This window comes from Achromobacter sp. DH1f, from assembly GCF_000633435.1.
Taxonomy (GTDB): Bacteria; Pseudomonadota; Gammaproteobacteria; order Burkholderiales; family Burkholderiaceae_B; genus Achromobacter; species Achromobacter deleyi.
The window spans coordinates 48,379-65,577 of sequence record NZ_AYMF01000040.1; the positions used below are offsets into that span (position 1 = coordinate 48,379).

The window sequence follows — 17,199 nt, forward strand, 5'->3', positions numbered from 1 at the left end:
CCTATGGCTCCATTTAAGGCGATCGCGGAAGCAAGGGGCTTCACCGCGCGGCGCTCGGTGCAGTCGCGAATTCAGTCCGGCGACCGCGTTTAACTTTCAGGATGAACTATAATTGCAATTCATACTGAAATTTAGACAAAAGTCGCCTTTTCCTCGGCTGTCGTGTGCTCGGCGGCAGAGAGGGGCAGGCCACACTGATGCAAGGGAAGCGCCACTTAGAGTTCACCCCAAACGGGTTCTCGCTCGGTCTTGACTCCGGCTTGTCAGAGTCAGCGCGCTGTGCAGGACTTACGACTGGGTGGGCGGCACAGCAGGCCGGCGCGCCCCCTTGCTGGACGAGGACGGACATTGATGCGTACTGGCGGTAGCCCCGTAGTGACTTCGCGCGAACAAGCGGAGAGCTTGCGCGCGTTGCTCGATCGACTGCTATTGGCTCCGGTGGTCGCGAGTCCATTCTCTACGACACGCCTGTTTCAGGAGGTAGCCATGAGCGGGGCCTTAGACAATCCTCCGGCGCCCGAAGCATGTCCGCCTATTGCGACGCTTATTCGCCAGGACAGCCCCTTCATGCGTGGCCGGTTGTTCCTGGCTGCGGCCGTGCAGGCCGCCGAAGCCTTGCACCAACAACAGAATCAAGCGCAGGCAGCGCGAGAGACTCGCCTCGACATTCCGCGAGAGCGGCCCCGGGGCTAACCAGGCGTTGCCTATCGGAAAGGGCTGCTATGGCAAAGGCAATTGCGAGAACTCGAAGTCGTTACCCACTAGACTTCGCCAATCCTGATCCACGACACGTCGACATCGTGGACATTGCCCTCGGCCTATCGAAGGAATGTCGTTGGAACGGACAGTTACCGGCCGATGAGTTCCTCAGCGTCGCTCAACACTGCGTAATGGCGAGCGAATTGCTCCCGGCGGAGCTGCAGTTCGAAGGGCTGTTGCACGACGGGGAGGAAGCGTACGTCAGAGACCTTGCATCGCCTGTAAAGGCGCTGTTGCCCCAGTACGTGGAACTGGCGGCCGGCATTACGCTTGCCATTCGGACTCGATTCGACCTACCACCCCATCATCACTCCCCACAGATAAAAGTTGTCGACACCGAGCTCCAGGCGCTCGAGGAACGGGCGATATTTCATGGCGAGCGGACCTTCGAATTCTGGACGCCAAAGCAGTCATATGACCGCTTCATGGAGCGGTTCAATGAACTCTATCCGACGCATCTCGAACGTCTGAGAGACCGAGGCGTTAGAACCTATCACGACGCACTCGTCATGCAGCCTCGCCATGATGCGCCACGGGCCGAAGCCGCTCCGACAGCCGCGGCCGCCTACCCTCGTGAGTCCTGCTCAGGTTGAGCGGCCGATCAAGTAACCCGAGCTCCGACCAATCTAAGGCAGATATGGACTCATCTTTGAACCGACTCCCCGCCGACTTCGAACGCGCGCTCGCAGATCTGCGCGCAGCGCGAACCGCAGTAGAGACCGGCCCTATAGACATTCAGATATGGCGGGCTGCAGACGAAATTGCTGTCGCGATCGCGTATCGGCCTGGCCGTGGCGAAAACCTCGTTGGTAGCTACGACGGGAGGGCACTGTTCTGGACTGCTGAAGATGGCCTGACGGAGACAACGCAGGACGTAGACAGCGATGTAGCGTCCTATCTCGGCGCAGGGCTTCTGGTGGTCTACCTCGATCCTGAGTCGAACGCACCTGTCGGGGAAGGCGTTCTGGTTCACCAAACTGCAGGGGGCATCTGATGGACATCAATGACGTTGCTGCCGGCCTGGGGGCGCGAACGAGGGCATTTTTGCAGCACGCGACGCAAGGCGGACATGAACTGCGTATTGAGAGCAAGGGCGAGGTTGTACGAGACGGATCAGCACTTGGCCGTCGCCTAATGGTGCTCGGCCTATCCGCGGTCGCCGCTTCAATCAGCGTCGACAGTGCAGGGCAGGGCGCGGGCGACATTGCCGTTTTGCAGGTGAGCCTCAATGGCCAATCCGTTCACGCCGACCCGTATATTGGGAGCTTGACTGACGCAGCGCCGACGCCGGTCTCCGGGGCGAAGGCGGATGAACCCGATCAGCAGCTGGTCGAAGCGCTTGCGCTCTGCTCCCCAGGTCTAAGCGATATTGACCACAAACTGCTGCTCAGCGCGTACCGCTACACCTCGGGGTGGCAAAGCTCGACGACCGCCATGCGGGCGGAAGCACTTCGTGGGCTCGCTCAAGCCTATGCCGAGGTAACGGTATGGGCGGCCGAGTCGGGTAGAAGTCTGGAACTGGGCGTTGCTGCCTATTGCCAGGCCCGCGACGGATGGCGAGACCAAATTGTGAGATGGGACGCCGCGGCAGCGCAGCGGGATGACCCGCGAGAGTTCTACAGCGGCGTCGTGCAGGAGCACAGGAAAAGCCTCTATAGCAACGTCGTCCAGGCTCAATGGGAGTATCTGGCCAATCATAGTATCGCTTCGTCGCTCGTGGACAGCGGCCTCTTGTTAAAGGTGGGGGGCGACTATCGCGGCTGGGTTTCGGCAATTGGTTCAGTGGCGCGCGTGGTGGCAGATGCCACTGGTGACTCCAGAACCCAGGCAGCGGTGCGTGGGGCAACGGGCCTGCTGAACGCAGGCTCATCTGTAGCCCGCGGCATGGAGCGCATCGGGGAGGGGTATGGCGCTCCTCGCAGGGTTGACCAGGTAGGCAGGTCAATCTCTGACCTTGCGCGCCTGGGCCGCAGCGCTGAACGCTTATTGGATGGTCCGAAAGGTCCCTCGGCGCGCAGGCCTGACGGTGCTCAGCGACACTCAGGCGTTAGGAGCGGTCCCGGCTATTCGCGGGATGGGCTCTCCCTGGACGCAAGCGATATGGCGCGACTGGGCGATGCGGCTCGCAGAATGGGCTTCCGCGTGAGCCTTGTTCCGCTAACTGGGGAACCGATCCCCGCGGACCACCCGACCGTCAAGGCTACCTACAGCCAGGATCCCGTAATCGCCCGACAGGAGGCGCAGCGCAACCTGGCCGAAGTGGCGCGCCTGCACGAATATGCGCAGGCCAGCGGCATGAACGTTCGATTCGACTCGATGTATGACGAGTATGGGCGCCTGGCCGACGCTGTACGCGATCGGGAGCAGGGTGGTCAACGCTCCTTGCGGCCTGGTGACGGCTCTCGGGGGGGCTGAACGTGCATATCCCCTTTGACAGCCCTTTTTTCGTGCGCCTGTACCTCGTTCAGAAGAACAGTCGGGCGATGATCGACGGCAATCGCTTGCCGAGTCCGTTTGACCTGGTGAGCGACGCGCTGCTCGTGGCTGTGCCGGGCACGACGGTGCATCACGTACGAGGTTGGGCTGCACTTGACGAGCAGTTCGATCGCAAACAGCACTCAATCACCGAGGTCCAGTGGGTCGGCGATGAACGCGCAATCTTGGGCAGAACCATTGCTGTATGTGCCATGCCCTCGGGAGACAGTCACAGTCCCTACGTGATTTACGGACCGTTTGACGACGGTGACAGCGCAGAGGCATGGATGGCAAGCCACTTCCCGACCACCGCCAGCAGCGGCTGCATCTTGTACCCAATCCAGAATTGCTTTGCATTGTGCATGCACACGTGGAGGGTGGAACTGAATGCAGTCCTGAACAGCCGACTGGCGGAGAGCGCACTACGGTTCGGAGATGCGAAGCAGAAACTCATGCGCCCTAATGCGGGTGAGCAGCAGGGGCACCGTTCACGTGCCGAACCGTCGTTTACGGCTGTCGCTGGCCACCCCTCCCCGAACGGGCTGGGACGGGGGGATGCTGAGCTGTGCCGACTTCTTGACATGATCGATCCGGTGAGCCGTGCGGCCGCACGCGAGATCGTCGCCAATCTTCTGCGGGAACACACACCGGACGCCTAGGCTGCTGTCCGGCTTTTACACGGAGCCAATGATGTTGTTGAACAACCAAGGGGCGCAGGGCGTGCCCGACGAGACGGACATCGTCAGAGAGGACGGACCCGATCGCGATGCGGGTGGAACGCAGGGTAGGGCAAGCAACAGCTCGACGGACTCGGGCGTACGTTGGCAGGTGCCACCACGCCGGCGCCCTGCTGGAGGTAATGCCGACCAGGCCCGGCAATCCGAGAGCGCTCATAGCTCGGGTCCCTCAACGGCCGGGATCGGTAGCGAATCACCGCGCCCTGAAGATGCGTCGCGTCAAGCCGCCGGCGGCTCCTCCTGGGCGCAACCTGGTAAGCCGCCGCTGGGCGAACGTATCAAGCGACCGAGCGACGCAGCCACAGCGCGTCGACTTGCAGAATTCTGGGCAGCAAAGCAAGCGGAGGCAGTAGCGCGCAAGGTCGAGAGCTCCATCGCCGCGACGCCGCAGCTGGGTGCGGTGCATCCGAACGTGATCATGCGCTTGATGCAGGCGCTCATGCGGATACTTCGCCTGCTGTTCGAGAAGCTGGGAATTCACAACCGGCCGGGAGGCCCCGATAACGAGGATCCGCAGCGCGACGAAAGTCGCTTTGCTGGCGGGGGAGTGCGTTTCAATTCGTCTGCACCGAGCGGGGCCCAAGCAGCCGCGGCGCCGGCCGCTGATCAGCGTCCCCAGAATCAGACCGCCAAAGCGCAACAGGCCCATGCCGCCATGCCCGACGGCGTGGCTGACGCGGCCGACGGGGTTGCTCAGCCGTCCTATGCCGATGGCTTTGGAGAGCGACATCAGGCTGCTGGTGCTGTGGATGCTCAAGGCATGGCGGCGCATTGGGAAGCGGAGAAGACCACGGCTGACGTGGTCTCTGCCGCGATGATCCGCCTGGCCGAGGACGAGCACGTCCGCCACCGAATGCAGGCCGTGGGAGACAATTCGGCGCTTCAAACTGCGGTGTTCATGTCTGCGGTGGTGAATTGCTTGCGTGATCGCGCCCGCCTCGTTCAGGACCACCTGTCCGCGTACGGTGGAGCTTTGAATCTGCGACTCGCGCGCCACGCGGGCCAATGTGCTTCGTTTGGTGGCCATACGGCCGCAGCCCTCCTGCTGCAGAATGGGGTTATCCAACCGCAGGACATCTCGCCCGCCTTTGCGCAAGAAGTCCGTGATATCACTGCGCGCTACCAGCCGCACCTGGATGAGTTGAACCTGCTTCGAACCGCTGTGACCGAGTCGGCCCGCGAGGTTTACCAGTGCTCGACGGACTCGCCTCTGCAGGAACAGCTGTTGCGTGAGATGGACGGTGCGCTGACTGACTTATTGGGCAAGGATTGGCGGCAGGCTCTTGCGCTGGAGCGTATGGGATCGGCACCCGACGACGATGAGGTCGACGCGGCCATCCGCTCGATGCATGAGCAGCAACACCAAAGCGGTGGCGCCGTCGAGTCGCCAACCGGCCCCATCGCCGCTGAGCCTCGTCAGGCTGAGGGTGTTCCGGAGGCGCCGGCCAGCTCAGGTCAGGCGCCACGCGTCGATGTACGAAACGAGACGGACTCGCCCCCGCCGGTCCCGTCGCGGCAAGCATCGGCGCCAGCGCCGGCCCAGGAACGAACGGCCCCATCAGAGCTGTTCACGCAAGTGTTGTCGGATCCGGATCCCGAGCCTGGCAGTTTCCCCTCGCAGGGTAGTGGGGAGGAGGCGGAAGGCATTGGCGCGGTTTCGGAGCAGGCCGTCGCGGGGGATGGCGATGCCAGTCACGCATCCAAGGCGGGGATGTCGCGAGACGAAGCTATGGCGCAATTGGCACTGCTGGATACAGACGATGATCTGCAAGCCGGCCGCCCTGACGCCCCCGCGGCGCCAGAAACGTATGGCCGAGAGCGTGGCTGATTCTCTACTCGGGTGAGGAGTCGCCGGTCGATTTGATGAGGAATTGGCCGCGCTCCTCCTTGCTGTAACCGGCGATCCAAGCCGGAGGCCGGCCCAAGCCGCTCCAGGTTTCGCCGGTGGGGGAAGCATACTTATTCGGTACGGGGCGCTTGGAGATCGATTGCCGCATGACCTTGGTCATGCCCAGAGGACGGCGGCCGCGACGAGGCTTGCCATCGGCCGATTGCTTGTCTTTGCGGGCGAGAGAGCCTATCTCGTCGATGAGTTGCTGGGCGGTAATGCCAGAGCTGAGCGCTTTCGCTGCGTAGACCCGGATGTGTTGAAGAATGGCGGCGTGCTGCTCACGGATCAGCTTTTCGCGTTGAGCATCCAGGGTCGCCAGCTCTTTGGCTACTTTATCGAGGGAGAGGGCGCGCTTAATCATTGCAGTTGAGCTTGAATAGAGGTGCCGCGCGACCCGTGTGTCAACTGCTGGGAGTAGAGCGGTCCTGCTGTCTATTCTGCACGACCTGATCGGTGTCCACCGCGGGCGCGAGCAACTCGGTTAAAAGTTCTGGTGTCTTCACTAGCGTAACACGCGCCCAGGATAGGTCTGACGTCGAACGAGACGTCAGCAACTCAGCGTCGCTATTGCCGCGGGCGATGCCCCGGTCATAAAGGGCTAGCACACCAGGTGTTTTCGGGTGTCCTTGAGGCAGCAGCGCAATAAGAGCTGGCCGGGCCTTGAGCGCCAGATCGGGCCGGAGCATCGCCGCCACCGCCAGCCGCTTCTCCGGCGGTAGCGTGTCGAGTTCGCTTCCTGCTTCGCTTTCCTCCTGGGGGCGGCCGGTACCCGGTGAGAATATTTGGCGCAGCTCCCGATCCAAGTATCGACGCAAGCTCGACCCCTCGGGCACCAGCGTGACGAGTGCCGTCAACTCGCGCTTGCGATCGACGCTGGCCTGACCAACGGAGCGCTTGAGCCCCTCGACTGCGATAGGGGGAGACTCGTCGCCGGCGGCATCCTCTTCGAGTATTTCCCGGGCACGTCTGAGAAAGTAGGCTCCGAGGGATTCGGCCTGCAACACCGCCTGGTGCACGGCTTCGGGACCAACCGCCCGGACCCATTCGTCAGGATCTTGTCCATTTAGTGTGATGAAGCGGAAGTTGACGCGGTCTGCGAAAGGCAGCGACTCCTTCACTGCAGTCCACATCGCGCGTTGGCCAGCGTGGTCCCCGTCAAACAGATAGACCACCTCGGATGTGTGTTGGCGCAACAGATTCAAATGGCTGCCGCGGAAAGCTGTGCCCATACTGGCAACAGTATTCGGAAAGCCCCACTGGGCGAGCATGACCACGTCCATGTAGCCCTCGACAACGATGGCGTGTTCCCGCTCTTTGATGGCTGCACGGGCCTGATGCAGGCCATACAGCAGGTGCCCTTTGTGGAAGATGTCGGTGGTGCCGGTGTTCAGATATTTGGGGCTACGCGTGTCCTTCTCGCCTTCGGCCAGGCGTCTCCCGCCGAAGCCAACGAGATTTCCGTCGCTATCTCGGACCGGGAAGATGATCCGATCTCGAAACGTGTCGTACCGCTGGCCTGGCTTGCCCTCCCGCTCCCGAAGTAGGTCGACGTCCAGTAGCGCCTGATCCGAGCGATATGCATCGCCGAACACTGCCAGCAAGCCATTCCAGCTGGCCGGCGCGACGCCCAACTCGAAACGGTCAATGGACTCAGCCGTCAACTGGCGTTTCGCTGCCCAGGCTTCGAGCGTTTTGGATAGCGGTAGCTGGCGCTGAGCGGGCGCCCGGTAGAACGCCAGGGCGGCGTCCAAAGCTGCAGTCAGCGTCTGGCGGCGTTCCGGGGAGACAACAGGCGGTGCATCCTGCGGGGCGCCTTGGGATAGAGGCCTTTGCGGCCCGGAGGTGCGCCCACTCACGCTGTAGGCTTGAGATCCACCTTGGATTGATATGCCGAATCTTGCAGCCAGTTCACGTATGGCGTCTGGGAATCGTGTACCGAAGTAGTCCTTGAGAAATCCCACCGCGTCGCCGCTGGCCCCGCACCCGTGGCAGAAGAAGAATCCCTTGCCCGGCATGACGTTGAAGGACGGAGACTTCTCGTTGTGGAACGGGCATAGGCCTACGGAGGTGCTCCCAGCCTTGCGCAGGGCGACCACTTCGCCGATGACCTGGTCGAGATTTTCATTGGCCCGCTGGGTGACCTGGTCGATGACAGCTTTGGGGATCAATCGACTCTCGGCGTTAGTCTGACTCTTGATTATTGCCAATTTGCCCGGCTCCTAAAGAATGAATAAGTATAATCAACCATACTGAAATATCATGAGCCGGAGGCAATAAAAGAATGACGACCGGATCCTCGAGCGCCAGCCGCCCTCGTACGACACATTCTGCAGACCCGGGTGGCTTTAGCGGTCAACTGGCGTCGATCCTCTTCGGAACCGCGCCTCCGCTGGGTCGAACAGGTATCGAAGCGAGGGCAGTGGAGCGCTTCGCCGAATGGCTGGCGTCCAAAGATGCCATGTCGGACGTGCGGCTGGCCGCCTATCTGAAGAAAGTCGACAGCTGGCTTCTGCCTAAGCTCTCCGGCCTGGCGATCCTGCAGGTGCTGCAGCTCGTCGAGGCCCGGCGCCCACGGCTCCTTCCCGCCTTGTCTTTGTCCAGCGCCTGGCAGTCTCGGTTGGACCAGGCCATGACATATTCCGACCTGTGCAAGCCGTCGGCTCTGATGCGTCTGGCTACAGCCCTGGAGGCCGAGCGCAATGACGACTGAAGGCCAACAGACCGACGTCACAGGTGCAGAAGCAGAGACGGCGCCATCGACGGCAGCGCGGACGAAGCGGCGAGGCCGCTTTACTCGGTCCGTCGTTTGGTCTGCCCGAACGGTCGGGCGTCCCTACCTGGAGGCAGGAAAGTCCGCAAAGCGCCTGAAAGACACTTTACGGCGCTTGGGTAGATCCGTCGCTGGAGGTGCCGACCCGGGCGGCGACGCGAACTACGTCGATGCGCCGGACGCTGCGGCAGCGTTTGAACGTCTATACAAACTCAATGGTTGGTCTAAGGCCGGCCTTCAACAGCAGAGAACGGCAGTCGTTCGGGCGAAATTCGTCGCGCTATTGCTCGCGATTCTCTTCTTCGCTGTGACTGTCTTTGGAGTGCTGACCCTCGGCCATCACCACTACGTAGCGGTTGCAATGGCGCTGGTCGGGCTGGCCATCACGACACTCGGACTGAGCTTGTTCGTTCATCACGCGATATGGCAAACACAGATCGACGAGAGGCGGCTGCTTTCCGCGCGTGAATTCTTCTCACACCCGGACCGCTGGGCGTACCTCTTCTCGTCATGAGAGCGAAGCAGATGACCAGAAATTGCATTTCTCCTGCCCGGATTGCCGGCTACCTAGCCATCTGCGGCTTGGCTTTGTCGGCGGCGGGCGCGGACGCGCAATCCAGCAAAGAAGCCATTACCCGGATAGCCTTGCCTGCCCGAATCCCGGGCGAGTGCCTTAAGGCAGCCTCGGATCGCTATCAACTGAGACCGGATGTGCTCTTGGCGATCTTCAAAGTTGAATCTGGCGGCAAGGCCGGTGTGGTCGGGGTCAATAAGAACAACTCAAAGGACCTCGGTATAGGCCAGCTCAACGACAGGTCCTGGGCAAAGTACATGGTCGAGAAGTACGGCATTCCGCTGACCACCCTCAGGAACGATGCGTGCCAAGGGATCATGTCGTCGGCCTACGCGCTTCGTAGTGAAATGAACCGCTGTCTAAAAGGGGGCTTCGCAGGCACAGACGCCGTTTGGTGCAGTGTCGCGGTGTATCACCACGGGGGCGCTCTCCCGGTGCCCTCTGCTAGCCCCACCATTCGAGAGATTCAAAAGACCTACGTGCGCAAGGTCTGGGCGGCCTATCAGCGCATGGTGTCTACCGGGCGTTTCGAGTAATGGCTAGGGCAAGAGCAGATGGCGGGCGGGAGTCCATCGCGCTTCTGATCGTGGCAGTGCTCGGCTGCGCGATCATCCTTGGGCTGACCCTGTGGCTTGTGGCCAGCAACCGCATCGTCTTCTACAGCGCCCCTATATTTAACTGGATGGGTAAGCCGTGGGGCTGGTTGCCCTTCGACTACACCCAGCAAGTAGCGTTTGATCTAGAGACAATGTACCGATTGGCTCGGCGCTATCCAACACGAGTCGCGCTAAAGGACTGGCTCGGCTATGCGCAGACCTCCCTAAGGCCACTCTCCGTCATGCTGGCAAGCTGCGTGGCGGTCATGGGCACTCGTCTGGTGATCAAGCGCCGGAGAACGCAAAATCTTCAGCGCAAGATGACTCCAGATTTGCTGGTCCAGGAGCTAATGCCCTTTACCTCGGACATAGCGCCGATCGCGTGTATTCAGAAGCAGCTGGTACGCAACACGCTCAAGCATTGGCGGCGCCAGGTATCACCGATGGAGCTGTTGCGCAGAGCCAAAGTGCATGGGGTTCCCGCTATCGAGCCTGGCATGAATCTCAACGAGGAGCGATTGGCACAGTACTTGGCGGCATACACGTTCATCTCTGTTCCCGGTCCGGCCGGGCAGAACGAGAGAATTCGACACAGCAAGTATCTGGGCCGACAGATCGTCGACCTGGCGGTCGACGCGAAGGACCCCGATCGGCTCTTTGTTGACCGAATGAGTAGTGTTGGGAAGGCGATGTTGGCGGTGCTTGCCCCATCCGCGTTCAACGGCGCAGAGGGGCGCGCCGAATCCGAACGCGTAATTCGAGCGCTTAATTGGTCGGCCTATGGAACACGTGAAGGCATGGCTCGCCTGGACCTGGAGGTTGTTCAAGAGACGTTCGACAAGTACCGCGGACACAGGTCCATCAGGCAGCTTCTTCAAGTCCACCACTGGGAATACACCTTCCTTTATGAGTTGCTCAGCATCGCCGCGCGCTCGTCCAAGATCGGTACGAGCCGCTACATCTGGCTGCGCCCGATGGACCGGATCTTGTTCTTTGTGCTCGACACTCATGGCAGGCATACGCCGCACGCGGAATCGGCGGTCGCCGTGAGCGGTCAGCATACCTTCGAGCGTCTCTGCCTTGAGGAAGGGATGGTCCCCCTGTGCGAGGTTCATGAAAAGGATCGCGAGCGCGGTGAGACCGGAAAGTACATGCCGATCATCAACGTCCCTCAAGTGGTCGCTGGCCTGAGGCAAGATTTCGACGAGTGGGTTAACGGGGTCGAAGATGACCACCTGGATCAAATGTGGAAGTCCAAGGACATATGGACGACTTCGCAGCACATGTTTGCCGAGCCCGATCAGCCCGAGCTTCCGCCCTCCCAAGCACTGACGGAGGATAGCGAATTTGACCATGCGGCTGCGGAGGACCTTCGCAAGGTCAATGCCGCCGAGAACGCCCGCCTGCAAGAGGCCCTGGCCGAGACCGCAGCAGAACAATCTAGAGCTACGTCTGGTGCAGCATAGGACATCAAAATGCGCAAAAGTATGAATGAGTGGACACTTTCCGCAAGTCGGTGGGCTGGCCACATGCTTAGAGAGACCTCCAAACCGGCGGTATACCGCGCGGAGCTACTTTCCGTGGAGCACGGGGCGGCACGCATCTCCGCGGAGGTGGTCTCGGAAAGCGGGGAGTTCCGTTTCTACGTCCAGGGCTGCCCCGAAGGAAGCGGAATTGAGCGTTTGCAGGTCGGCAAGTCGTTCAGTCGCCGGACGGCGGCAGACAGGTACGGCCGCGCTTGGGTGCGCAGAAACTTCAAATCTGCTGGCGGGACGGTGTCATGGGTGAAGACGCTCGGAAAAATAATGGCCGCAGCTGTCTCCGTTGTCGCGGTGAGCGTCGTCGCTGTCGCGTTGCTCACGCCGACGCACCCAGCTGTCAATAGTCAAGTGGCGCAGGACGTGCCCCTCAAGGCAACAGTGGGTGCGGCGGGAGGCACCACCACAATCGCTGCTCAAGCAGGCGATGCGCCGCCCGCCGGAGAGCTGAAGTTGAGCGAGGCTGAGTTCCAACAGCTGAAGTCAATGGCAGCCGTTGTCGGCTTCCCGGCACCGGCGGCGCTCGCTGAAGGGGCGTGGTTCGTATTCGCCGATCCGCTGTGCCCATACTGCCACGCGCTGCAGCCTGTATTGGACGCGATGCCTGAAAGTCGCCGACCGGTGGTGATCCCGGTCGGAGTGCGGGGGGACCTGTCCGCGGCGCTGGTTGCGAGTTACTTCGAAGCGACTGACGCGAGCGATCCGATCGGGGCTACCACATGGCACACCTTCATGGACGCTTCGTTCGACGAGGAGGGAGCGCGCCGGTTTGTCGCCGCCCATCCGCCTTCACCGAAGAGCCTGAAGAAGGCGCTGCTTACCCAGACGCTATTTTCCAAGTTGGGTTTTAGAAAAACTCCGACGCTCGTGGCCCCGGATGGACGGCTCAGCGGGCCTTTCGATTCCGCGGTGGAGCTGGGCGCCTGGCTCAACCGGGTAGAGCGGGGCTGACATTCATGCGCGAGCTGCTTCGTGGAATTGAGCGCGGTTGGGTCGAGGCCGGCATCGGGAGGCTGGTGCGCAAGCCACGGGTAGAAACCGTGGTGGCTACCCTTGTGCACGGGGGCAGGCAGGCAATCCTTGATCTTCCGGCGACGGTTGGAATGAGTGTAGAGGCCGTCGCGGAGAAGCTGCTCGAGGCACGTATTAAAGCGCTGCAGGTCAATGACCTGGTGCAGGCGCATGCGGCGACGATCGGTCCTCTGCGTGCCGTGTCCGCGGCCATTGCCGATGTTGTCATAGAACTCAGGGACTCGCCTCCTACACGTGCGGCAAAAGCAGGCGACATCGCCATTGCCGCATGGGCTGCCGCGTATACGAACAAGATGCTGGCGGCTTGGGTGGAATCGTCTTCACCCCGCTTCGGCCCGGCGTGCCGTCGGCAAGGGAGGGCGCAGCTCGACCTGGAAAGGATAGGTACGCTGGTCAATTCGCCCGGAATTCGAGCCGCGCTGGCGATAGGCTGGGTTGGCACCATGGGAGTGACTGAGCAGGCGTTGCGGGGTGAATTGAAAAGCGCCTCAGAGCATCAGAAAGAGAGGGCCGCGTGAGCCATCAAGTTGAGACTCGCCATGAGATTCCGATCCATCGCCGCGTTGTGGATGTGCGGTCTGCGTCGGATAAGGCGTTGGAGTGGCTTTCGGTTCCCACCAACTACGGGCTCGTGCTCGGCGGGACGGTCGCCCTAATACTGGCAGCGCCCGCGATCGCCGCGCCGATCTTCCTCGCATATCTGATGCTTCATGGACTGGTCGCGAGCATTCGGAAAAAGTTGCCGTACCGATACCCGACGCATGTCAACGGCAAGCCGTTCTTCGATCCGGTGACCGGCAAGCAAGGGGATGGAATAGCTCTTGTTGGCTCTGTGCGATCTACGTCACCCTACGAGGATTTCGAGCAGGCCTGGGTGGGAGACGACGGACTGCGACGGCACTGGGCGATCTTCGGCTCTACGGGTAGTGGGAAGACGGAGACGCTCAAGGGGATTATGTTCAATGCCCTCTGCTGGGGTAGTGGGTTCTTCGTGGCCGATGGAAAGGCCGACAACAAGTTGCCAACGGATGGCTATACGATGTGTCGCGCCTTCGGTCGCGACCATTCGATTCTGTATCTAAACTTTCTTCTTGCTGGGCGGAGCCCCCAGCAAGTGGCCAGGTCCAGGACGAGGATTGGAAATGGGCTTGCCCCGTTCTACGACGTCGACGCAGACACTGGTACGCAAATGGGAATTAACCTTCTGCACAAGGCAGAAGGTGATGGCAAGTCGTGGCAGGAAAAAGCCATCAACGTGTGGCGCGTGCTCATCGTCGCCCTGTTCTACAAGCGCGATACCCAGGGCATGACGATCTCGGTGTCGACACTGATCGATTACTTGCAGCTGTCCAGGTTCGAAGAGCTCTACATCGAAGGCTATGACGAGGCGCAGAGAAATCGTGGCCAGTGGTCGTACGGGTTTGTGGGCATAAAGAACTATCTGGATTCGGGGTGCCCTGGGTATCGCGTTGATCGCTTGCTAAAGAAGCACGGGCGTGGGCAGCCGGCGCCAGCGGCGCAGCCCGGCGTAGTTCAAGCCGGTCAACGCGCAGGAGCCGCAGCTGCCGCAAAGGCCCCCGGCGCCTCTGCAGAACCCGCCCATGAGCAAGAGAATATCGCTTTCGAGCAGCATTCCTACCGAATCAACCAGCTGATGCCGGTGCTGAATCTGCTAGACAAGACATACAGTCACATCTTTAGCAAGACCTATCCTGAAATCGACATGGTGGACGTCGCGCTGCACAACCGCGTGCTGTTCATGTTGATTCCCTCCCTGGAAAAATCCTCTCAGGAGGCGGAGAACTTGGGTAAGTTGGCCATCGCATGCTTGAGGGTGATGATGGCAAAGAGCTTGCCCGCCGGCCTGGAAGGCTCGTATGAAAAGCTGCGGGGTGCACAAGCCACGAGCGCGCCCTATCCGTTTCCCGCGGCACTGGACGAGCTCGGTTACTACTTCTCGGACGGAATCGCGGTGATGTTCGCGCAGGCGAGAAGTCTCGGCATTTCGATGTACGCTTTGGCGCAAGACCAGGAGAAGCTCTCAGAGGGGTCGCGCGCTGCCGAAGCCGGAGCAATGCTTGGGAACACCGTAAACAAGATCTTCCAGAAGATCGACGACGCCAAGAAGACGTACGAATTGGCCGCGGCCTTCATTGGGAAAGCTTGGGTTGCGGTGGTGGGTGGCTTTGAGCGCGGCGACGTTGGCTGGAAGAAAAACCGAGACCTCAGCGTTCAGCAAGTCGACCGGGTGCCCTTTGAAGAGATGAACCGCATGAAGGAGGGTGAGGCGGTTCTGATCTCCAACGGCATCCTTCGGAGAATTCGCACCTTCTACGTCGGAGACTGGCTGAAGAAGCTCGACAACCAGACGTTCTACGTTAACCGCTTCCTGCAGGTGCACAAGCCCACCCGGGACAACGTGCGCGCGATCGCATTACCGGTACCTTCCGCCAAGGATGAGAGTGAATTTGATGGTGGCATTCGCCTTTTGAAAATCCTGCGGGGCGAAGAGACCCCCAGGGGGGAGGTGACGCCGGTGGCGATGATAGAGGCAATGTCACAGGCAGCGTCTCGGATTCCCCAGGATGTCGAGGGCATCGAAAGGGGCGTGCTCTTATACCAGGCAGCTTGCTCTGCGCTTGGGCTATCCGACGCATTCCCGCGCGACTGGTCTGCGATCGCTCCGGAGACCGCCGCGCCTCCCGCAGCGCATGAGACCACCGCCGGTGCCGTGGTGACCCAGCAGACAGCCCGTTCCGCTCGATTTGCGGCAAACCCGGAGCTGGCGGCCGACCTGGCTGGGCCAGCCGATTTGGATCCTTACGCCCCGCCGGACCCGATGTCGCTCATCCGCAAGGCCGGAGAAGCTGTGCTTGGGCCACTCGGTGGCTTCGCCGCGATTGCTGCAGCAGATGTACCGCCGCCCCTGGGAATCGACCATGAGCCGCCGCCCGGGCCGTCGGCGTTTGATCGGGGCGCACCGTCCGGGGCGAGCGTGTGGGATATGGTTCCGCTGGACGACGAGCCGAGCTTGAGCGGGGAACCCGTACACAGCGGCGCCGGCGACGCGGATGCTGCATTCATCGCCGACTCTCTGACGCAGGCCCACAACATGTTGTTGACGCCTAGGAGTGACGACGGTTCGGTCGTTGGCATCGAGCAAGCCTCGATGGAGGGGCTGGTACGGGTTGAGGAGGTTCTAGGGAACCCGGAGCCGGAGCTCGGAGCGCACACGATGCAGAAGATTGTCGCCGTGGCCACAACCCCGGACACCATAGCGAGGCAGCGAATCTCGGTAGCTGACGTCGACGACTTCTTTGACCGACTGGAACAGCAGGCGGCGCCGGCCGGTCAGCCCGGTAGCCAGCAACTCGACAAGCAGGTTACCGACTAAATGCGCGCGGACCTGCCGGAATTCGTTGTTGGTCCACGAAATTCCTTGTCATCAAGGCTGGGGGGCGGCCCAGCCGTGGTGTCGTACGCCCCCTATTTTGAAGCCGTCGCGAAGCTATTGCGCGACGTCGCCGCCCTGGCGCTCGCCGCTGCAATCCACAAGTCCTCTCGGTCCCGCTTGTTGGCGGTGGTCGAGAGTCTCGTGCAGCACCAGACGACCTGGAGGTTGACCGACTCGAACCATAAGAGGTATGCAGCCCGCTTCAGGGTTGACCGTGAGCATCACGAGATCCCGGATCTGGCGCAGGGCATTGGCTGGGCCCAGGAGCTGCTCCAAGGTGATGTGCGGTTAAAGGTGGATCACGCCGCGCGCGATGTGAGGATTGCTGGACTACTGGCGCTTGAGCGGTGTGTTCGCGGCGCAGCCGCCCTAGAGGCGACGCAGGAGGGCATTGGGTGGCGGGGAGACATGGCGTGGACTCGATTCGAGCGCCGGGGCGAGTGGCAATTCGAGGTTGGGGTAAGACATGAAGGTTCGGAGTGGTCGACTGCTGCCCAGGGAAGCAACCTGGTGCAGACGGCGCGAGACGCCGGTCATTCCGCCCTATGCAGCCGCCCCTGGACGGCGTGGTCCTTTGCGCAATTCAAGCGAGTCGCCTTGCTGGTCCCGGTGCGCCGGGGTGACGGCGTGGTGCTGCTGGATGAGGTTAGGCGTGCGGTGGCTGGCCAATCCGGCGCCGCAGGCATTGCGGAAGAGCTCCAGCGGCACCGGCGCGCCGGCGGCGCGGTTGCCCATCACACGTTCGACCAAATACTGCGGGATCACCTGCGCCGCTGTGAGGTCTCCGACGTCGAGGTGATTCTGCTGGAGGGGCTGCGCCCAATTGTGCTGTATGTGGGCGGCGTATCTCGTGAGGGATTGGAGGACGCTCTTCGATCGGTGATGGCGTCCATCGGCGCTGGCGATTAGCGGGCGCCGCGCGGGCGTTCTGGGTCGCGTGCAGCTGCTTCGGTAATCGCCGGCCCAGCTTCGAGGTTGATCGAGGAGATTTGTCCCCGGCATGCTTCGGCGAGTCCCTGCAAGATGCGATCAACCGGGGTCGGCGCGACCTGTGTGCCTTGTGCTGTCTCCCAGCCAATGTGCAGGCTGTCATCCTGTTCACTGCGGGACAGAACGAGAATGCCGTTCGGATCCGTCAAACCGGTATCGAGACGCGATTCGGCGTAGAGCAGGCCCAATGTCTCCATGCCAAACAGCAGGCGTGCCCAGGCCGCCAGAAGCTCGCGCGTCGCGCGCACGCTCACGGTGGACTCTGCGCCGCGGCGATCAGACGCATCGAAATTGATGGCAACGCTCGCGGGGGCGTCGGCCGCGCCAATCCAGGCGCTCAATTCTCGAAAAGTGATTTCATCGGTCTTTGCGTGCATTCTCGT

Annotated in this window: 16 protein-coding genes; 13 read left to right on the plus strand and 3 right to left on the minus strand. The window is 61.5% G+C overall.

The genetic code is table 11. From position 1 onward, the window contains the following. Positions 1-722 precede the first annotated feature (722 nt). Genes U858_RS34500 through U858_RS0130550 form a run of 5 tightly spaced genes read left to right on the plus strand, consistent with a single transcriptional unit; the run spans position 723 to position 5,799 of the window. Complete coding sequence (locus U858_RS34500) at positions 723-1,352, plus strand: hypothetical protein (RefSeq protein WP_025140902.1); 630 nt, start codon at positions 723-725, stop codon at positions 1,350-1,352. Positions 1,353-1,408: 56 nt separating this feature from the next. Further along, positions 1,409-1,753, plus strand: coding sequence for a hypothetical protein (locus U858_RS0130535; RefSeq protein WP_157838881.1), 345 nt, complete (start codon positions 1,409-1,411; stop codon positions 1,751-1,753). Further along, a complete protein-coding gene (locus U858_RS0130540) occupies positions 1,753-3,174 on the plus strand; it encodes a hypothetical protein (RefSeq protein ID WP_025140904.1) in 1,422 nt (473 codons plus the stop codon). Before U858_RS0130535 ends, U858_RS0130540 begins: the two co-directional genes overlap by 1 nt. A gap of 2 nt (positions 3,175-3,176) precedes the next feature. Then, on the plus strand, positions 3,177-3,893 hold the full coding sequence (locus U858_RS0130545; protein WP_025140905.1) for a hypothetical protein: 717 nt from the start codon (positions 3,177-3,179) through the stop codon (positions 3,891-3,893). A 31-nt stretch (positions 3,894-3,924) separates the two neighbouring features. Further along, positions 3,925-5,799 carry a hypothetical protein gene (locus tag U858_RS0130550; RefSeq protein WP_081821786.1) on the plus strand — a complete coding sequence of 625 codons (1,875 nt, stop codon included), beginning with the start codon at positions 3,925-3,927 and terminating at the stop codon, positions 5,797-5,799. Between the two features lie 4 nt (positions 5,800-5,803). Here U858_RS0130550 and U858_RS0130555 read toward each other — a convergent pair whose 3' ends face one another. Together U858_RS0130555 and dnaG are read right to left on the minus strand one after the other, a co-directional pair. Next, complete coding sequence (locus U858_RS0130555) at positions 5,804-6,223, minus strand: H-NS family nucleoid-associated regulatory protein (protein ID WP_025140907.1); 420 nt, start codon at positions 6,221-6,223, stop codon at positions 5,804-5,806. 40 nt (positions 6,224-6,263) lie between these two features. Next, entirely contained in the window at positions 6,264-8,030 is a 1,767-nt protein-coding gene (dnaG, locus tag U858_RS34505) for a DNA primase (protein WP_025140908.1), read from the minus strand. 251 nt (positions 8,031-8,281) lie between these two features. Here dnaG and U858_RS35250 point away from each other — a divergent pair, with 251 nt between their 5' ends. Genes U858_RS35250 through U858_RS0130600 form a run of 8 tightly spaced genes read left to right on the plus strand, consistent with a single transcriptional unit; the run spans position 8,282 to position 16,735 of the window. Then, a complete protein-coding gene (locus U858_RS35250; protein WP_198529770.1) occupies positions 8,282-8,572 on the plus strand; it encodes a hypothetical protein in 291 nt (96 codons plus the stop codon). Then, complete coding sequence (locus U858_RS0130570; RefSeq protein WP_157838882.1) at positions 8,562-9,146, plus strand: hypothetical protein; 585 nt, start codon at positions 8,562-8,564, stop codon at positions 9,144-9,146. The genes U858_RS35250 and U858_RS0130570 overlap by 11 nt, the downstream gene beginning before the upstream one ends. 11 nt (positions 9,147-9,157) lie before the next feature. Next, positions 9,158-9,742 carry a lytic transglycosylase domain-containing protein gene (locus U858_RS0130575; protein WP_025140911.1) on the plus strand — a complete coding sequence of 195 codons (585 nt, stop codon included), beginning with the start codon at positions 9,158-9,160 and terminating at the stop codon, positions 9,740-9,742. Beyond that, complete coding sequence (locus tag U858_RS0130580) at positions 9,742-11,268, plus strand: hypothetical protein (protein ID WP_025140912.1); 1,527 nt, start codon at positions 9,742-9,744, stop codon at positions 11,266-11,268. Before U858_RS0130575 ends, U858_RS0130580 begins: the two co-directional genes overlap by 1 nt. Before the next feature lie 9 nt (positions 11,269-11,277). Beyond that, a complete protein-coding gene (locus tag U858_RS0130585) occupies positions 11,278-12,291 on the plus strand; it encodes a hypothetical protein (protein ID WP_198529771.1) in 1,014 nt (337 codons plus the stop codon). Between the two features lie 5 nt (positions 12,292-12,296). Continuing rightward, entirely contained in the window at positions 12,297-12,890 is a 594-nt protein-coding gene (locus U858_RS0130590; protein ID WP_025140914.1) for a hypothetical protein, read from the plus strand. Beyond that, entirely contained in the window at positions 12,887-15,766 is a 2,880-nt protein-coding gene (locus U858_RS0130595; RefSeq protein WP_025140915.1) for a TraM recognition domain-containing protein, read from the plus strand. Before U858_RS0130590 ends, U858_RS0130595 begins: the two co-directional genes overlap by 4 nt. Continuing rightward, complete coding sequence (locus tag U858_RS0130600; RefSeq protein WP_025140916.1) at positions 15,767-16,735, plus strand: hypothetical protein; 969 nt, start codon at positions 15,767-15,769, stop codon at positions 16,733-16,735. Here U858_RS0130600 and U858_RS0130605 read toward each other — a convergent pair. Continuing rightward, positions 16,732-17,193 carry a hypothetical protein gene (locus tag U858_RS0130605; RefSeq protein ID WP_025140917.1) on the minus strand — a complete coding sequence of 154 codons (462 nt, stop codon included), beginning with the start codon at positions 17,191-17,193 and terminating at the stop codon, positions 16,732-16,734. The genes U858_RS0130600 and U858_RS0130605 overlap by 4 nt on opposite strands. Between the last annotated feature and the right edge of the window lie 6 nt (positions 17,194-17,199).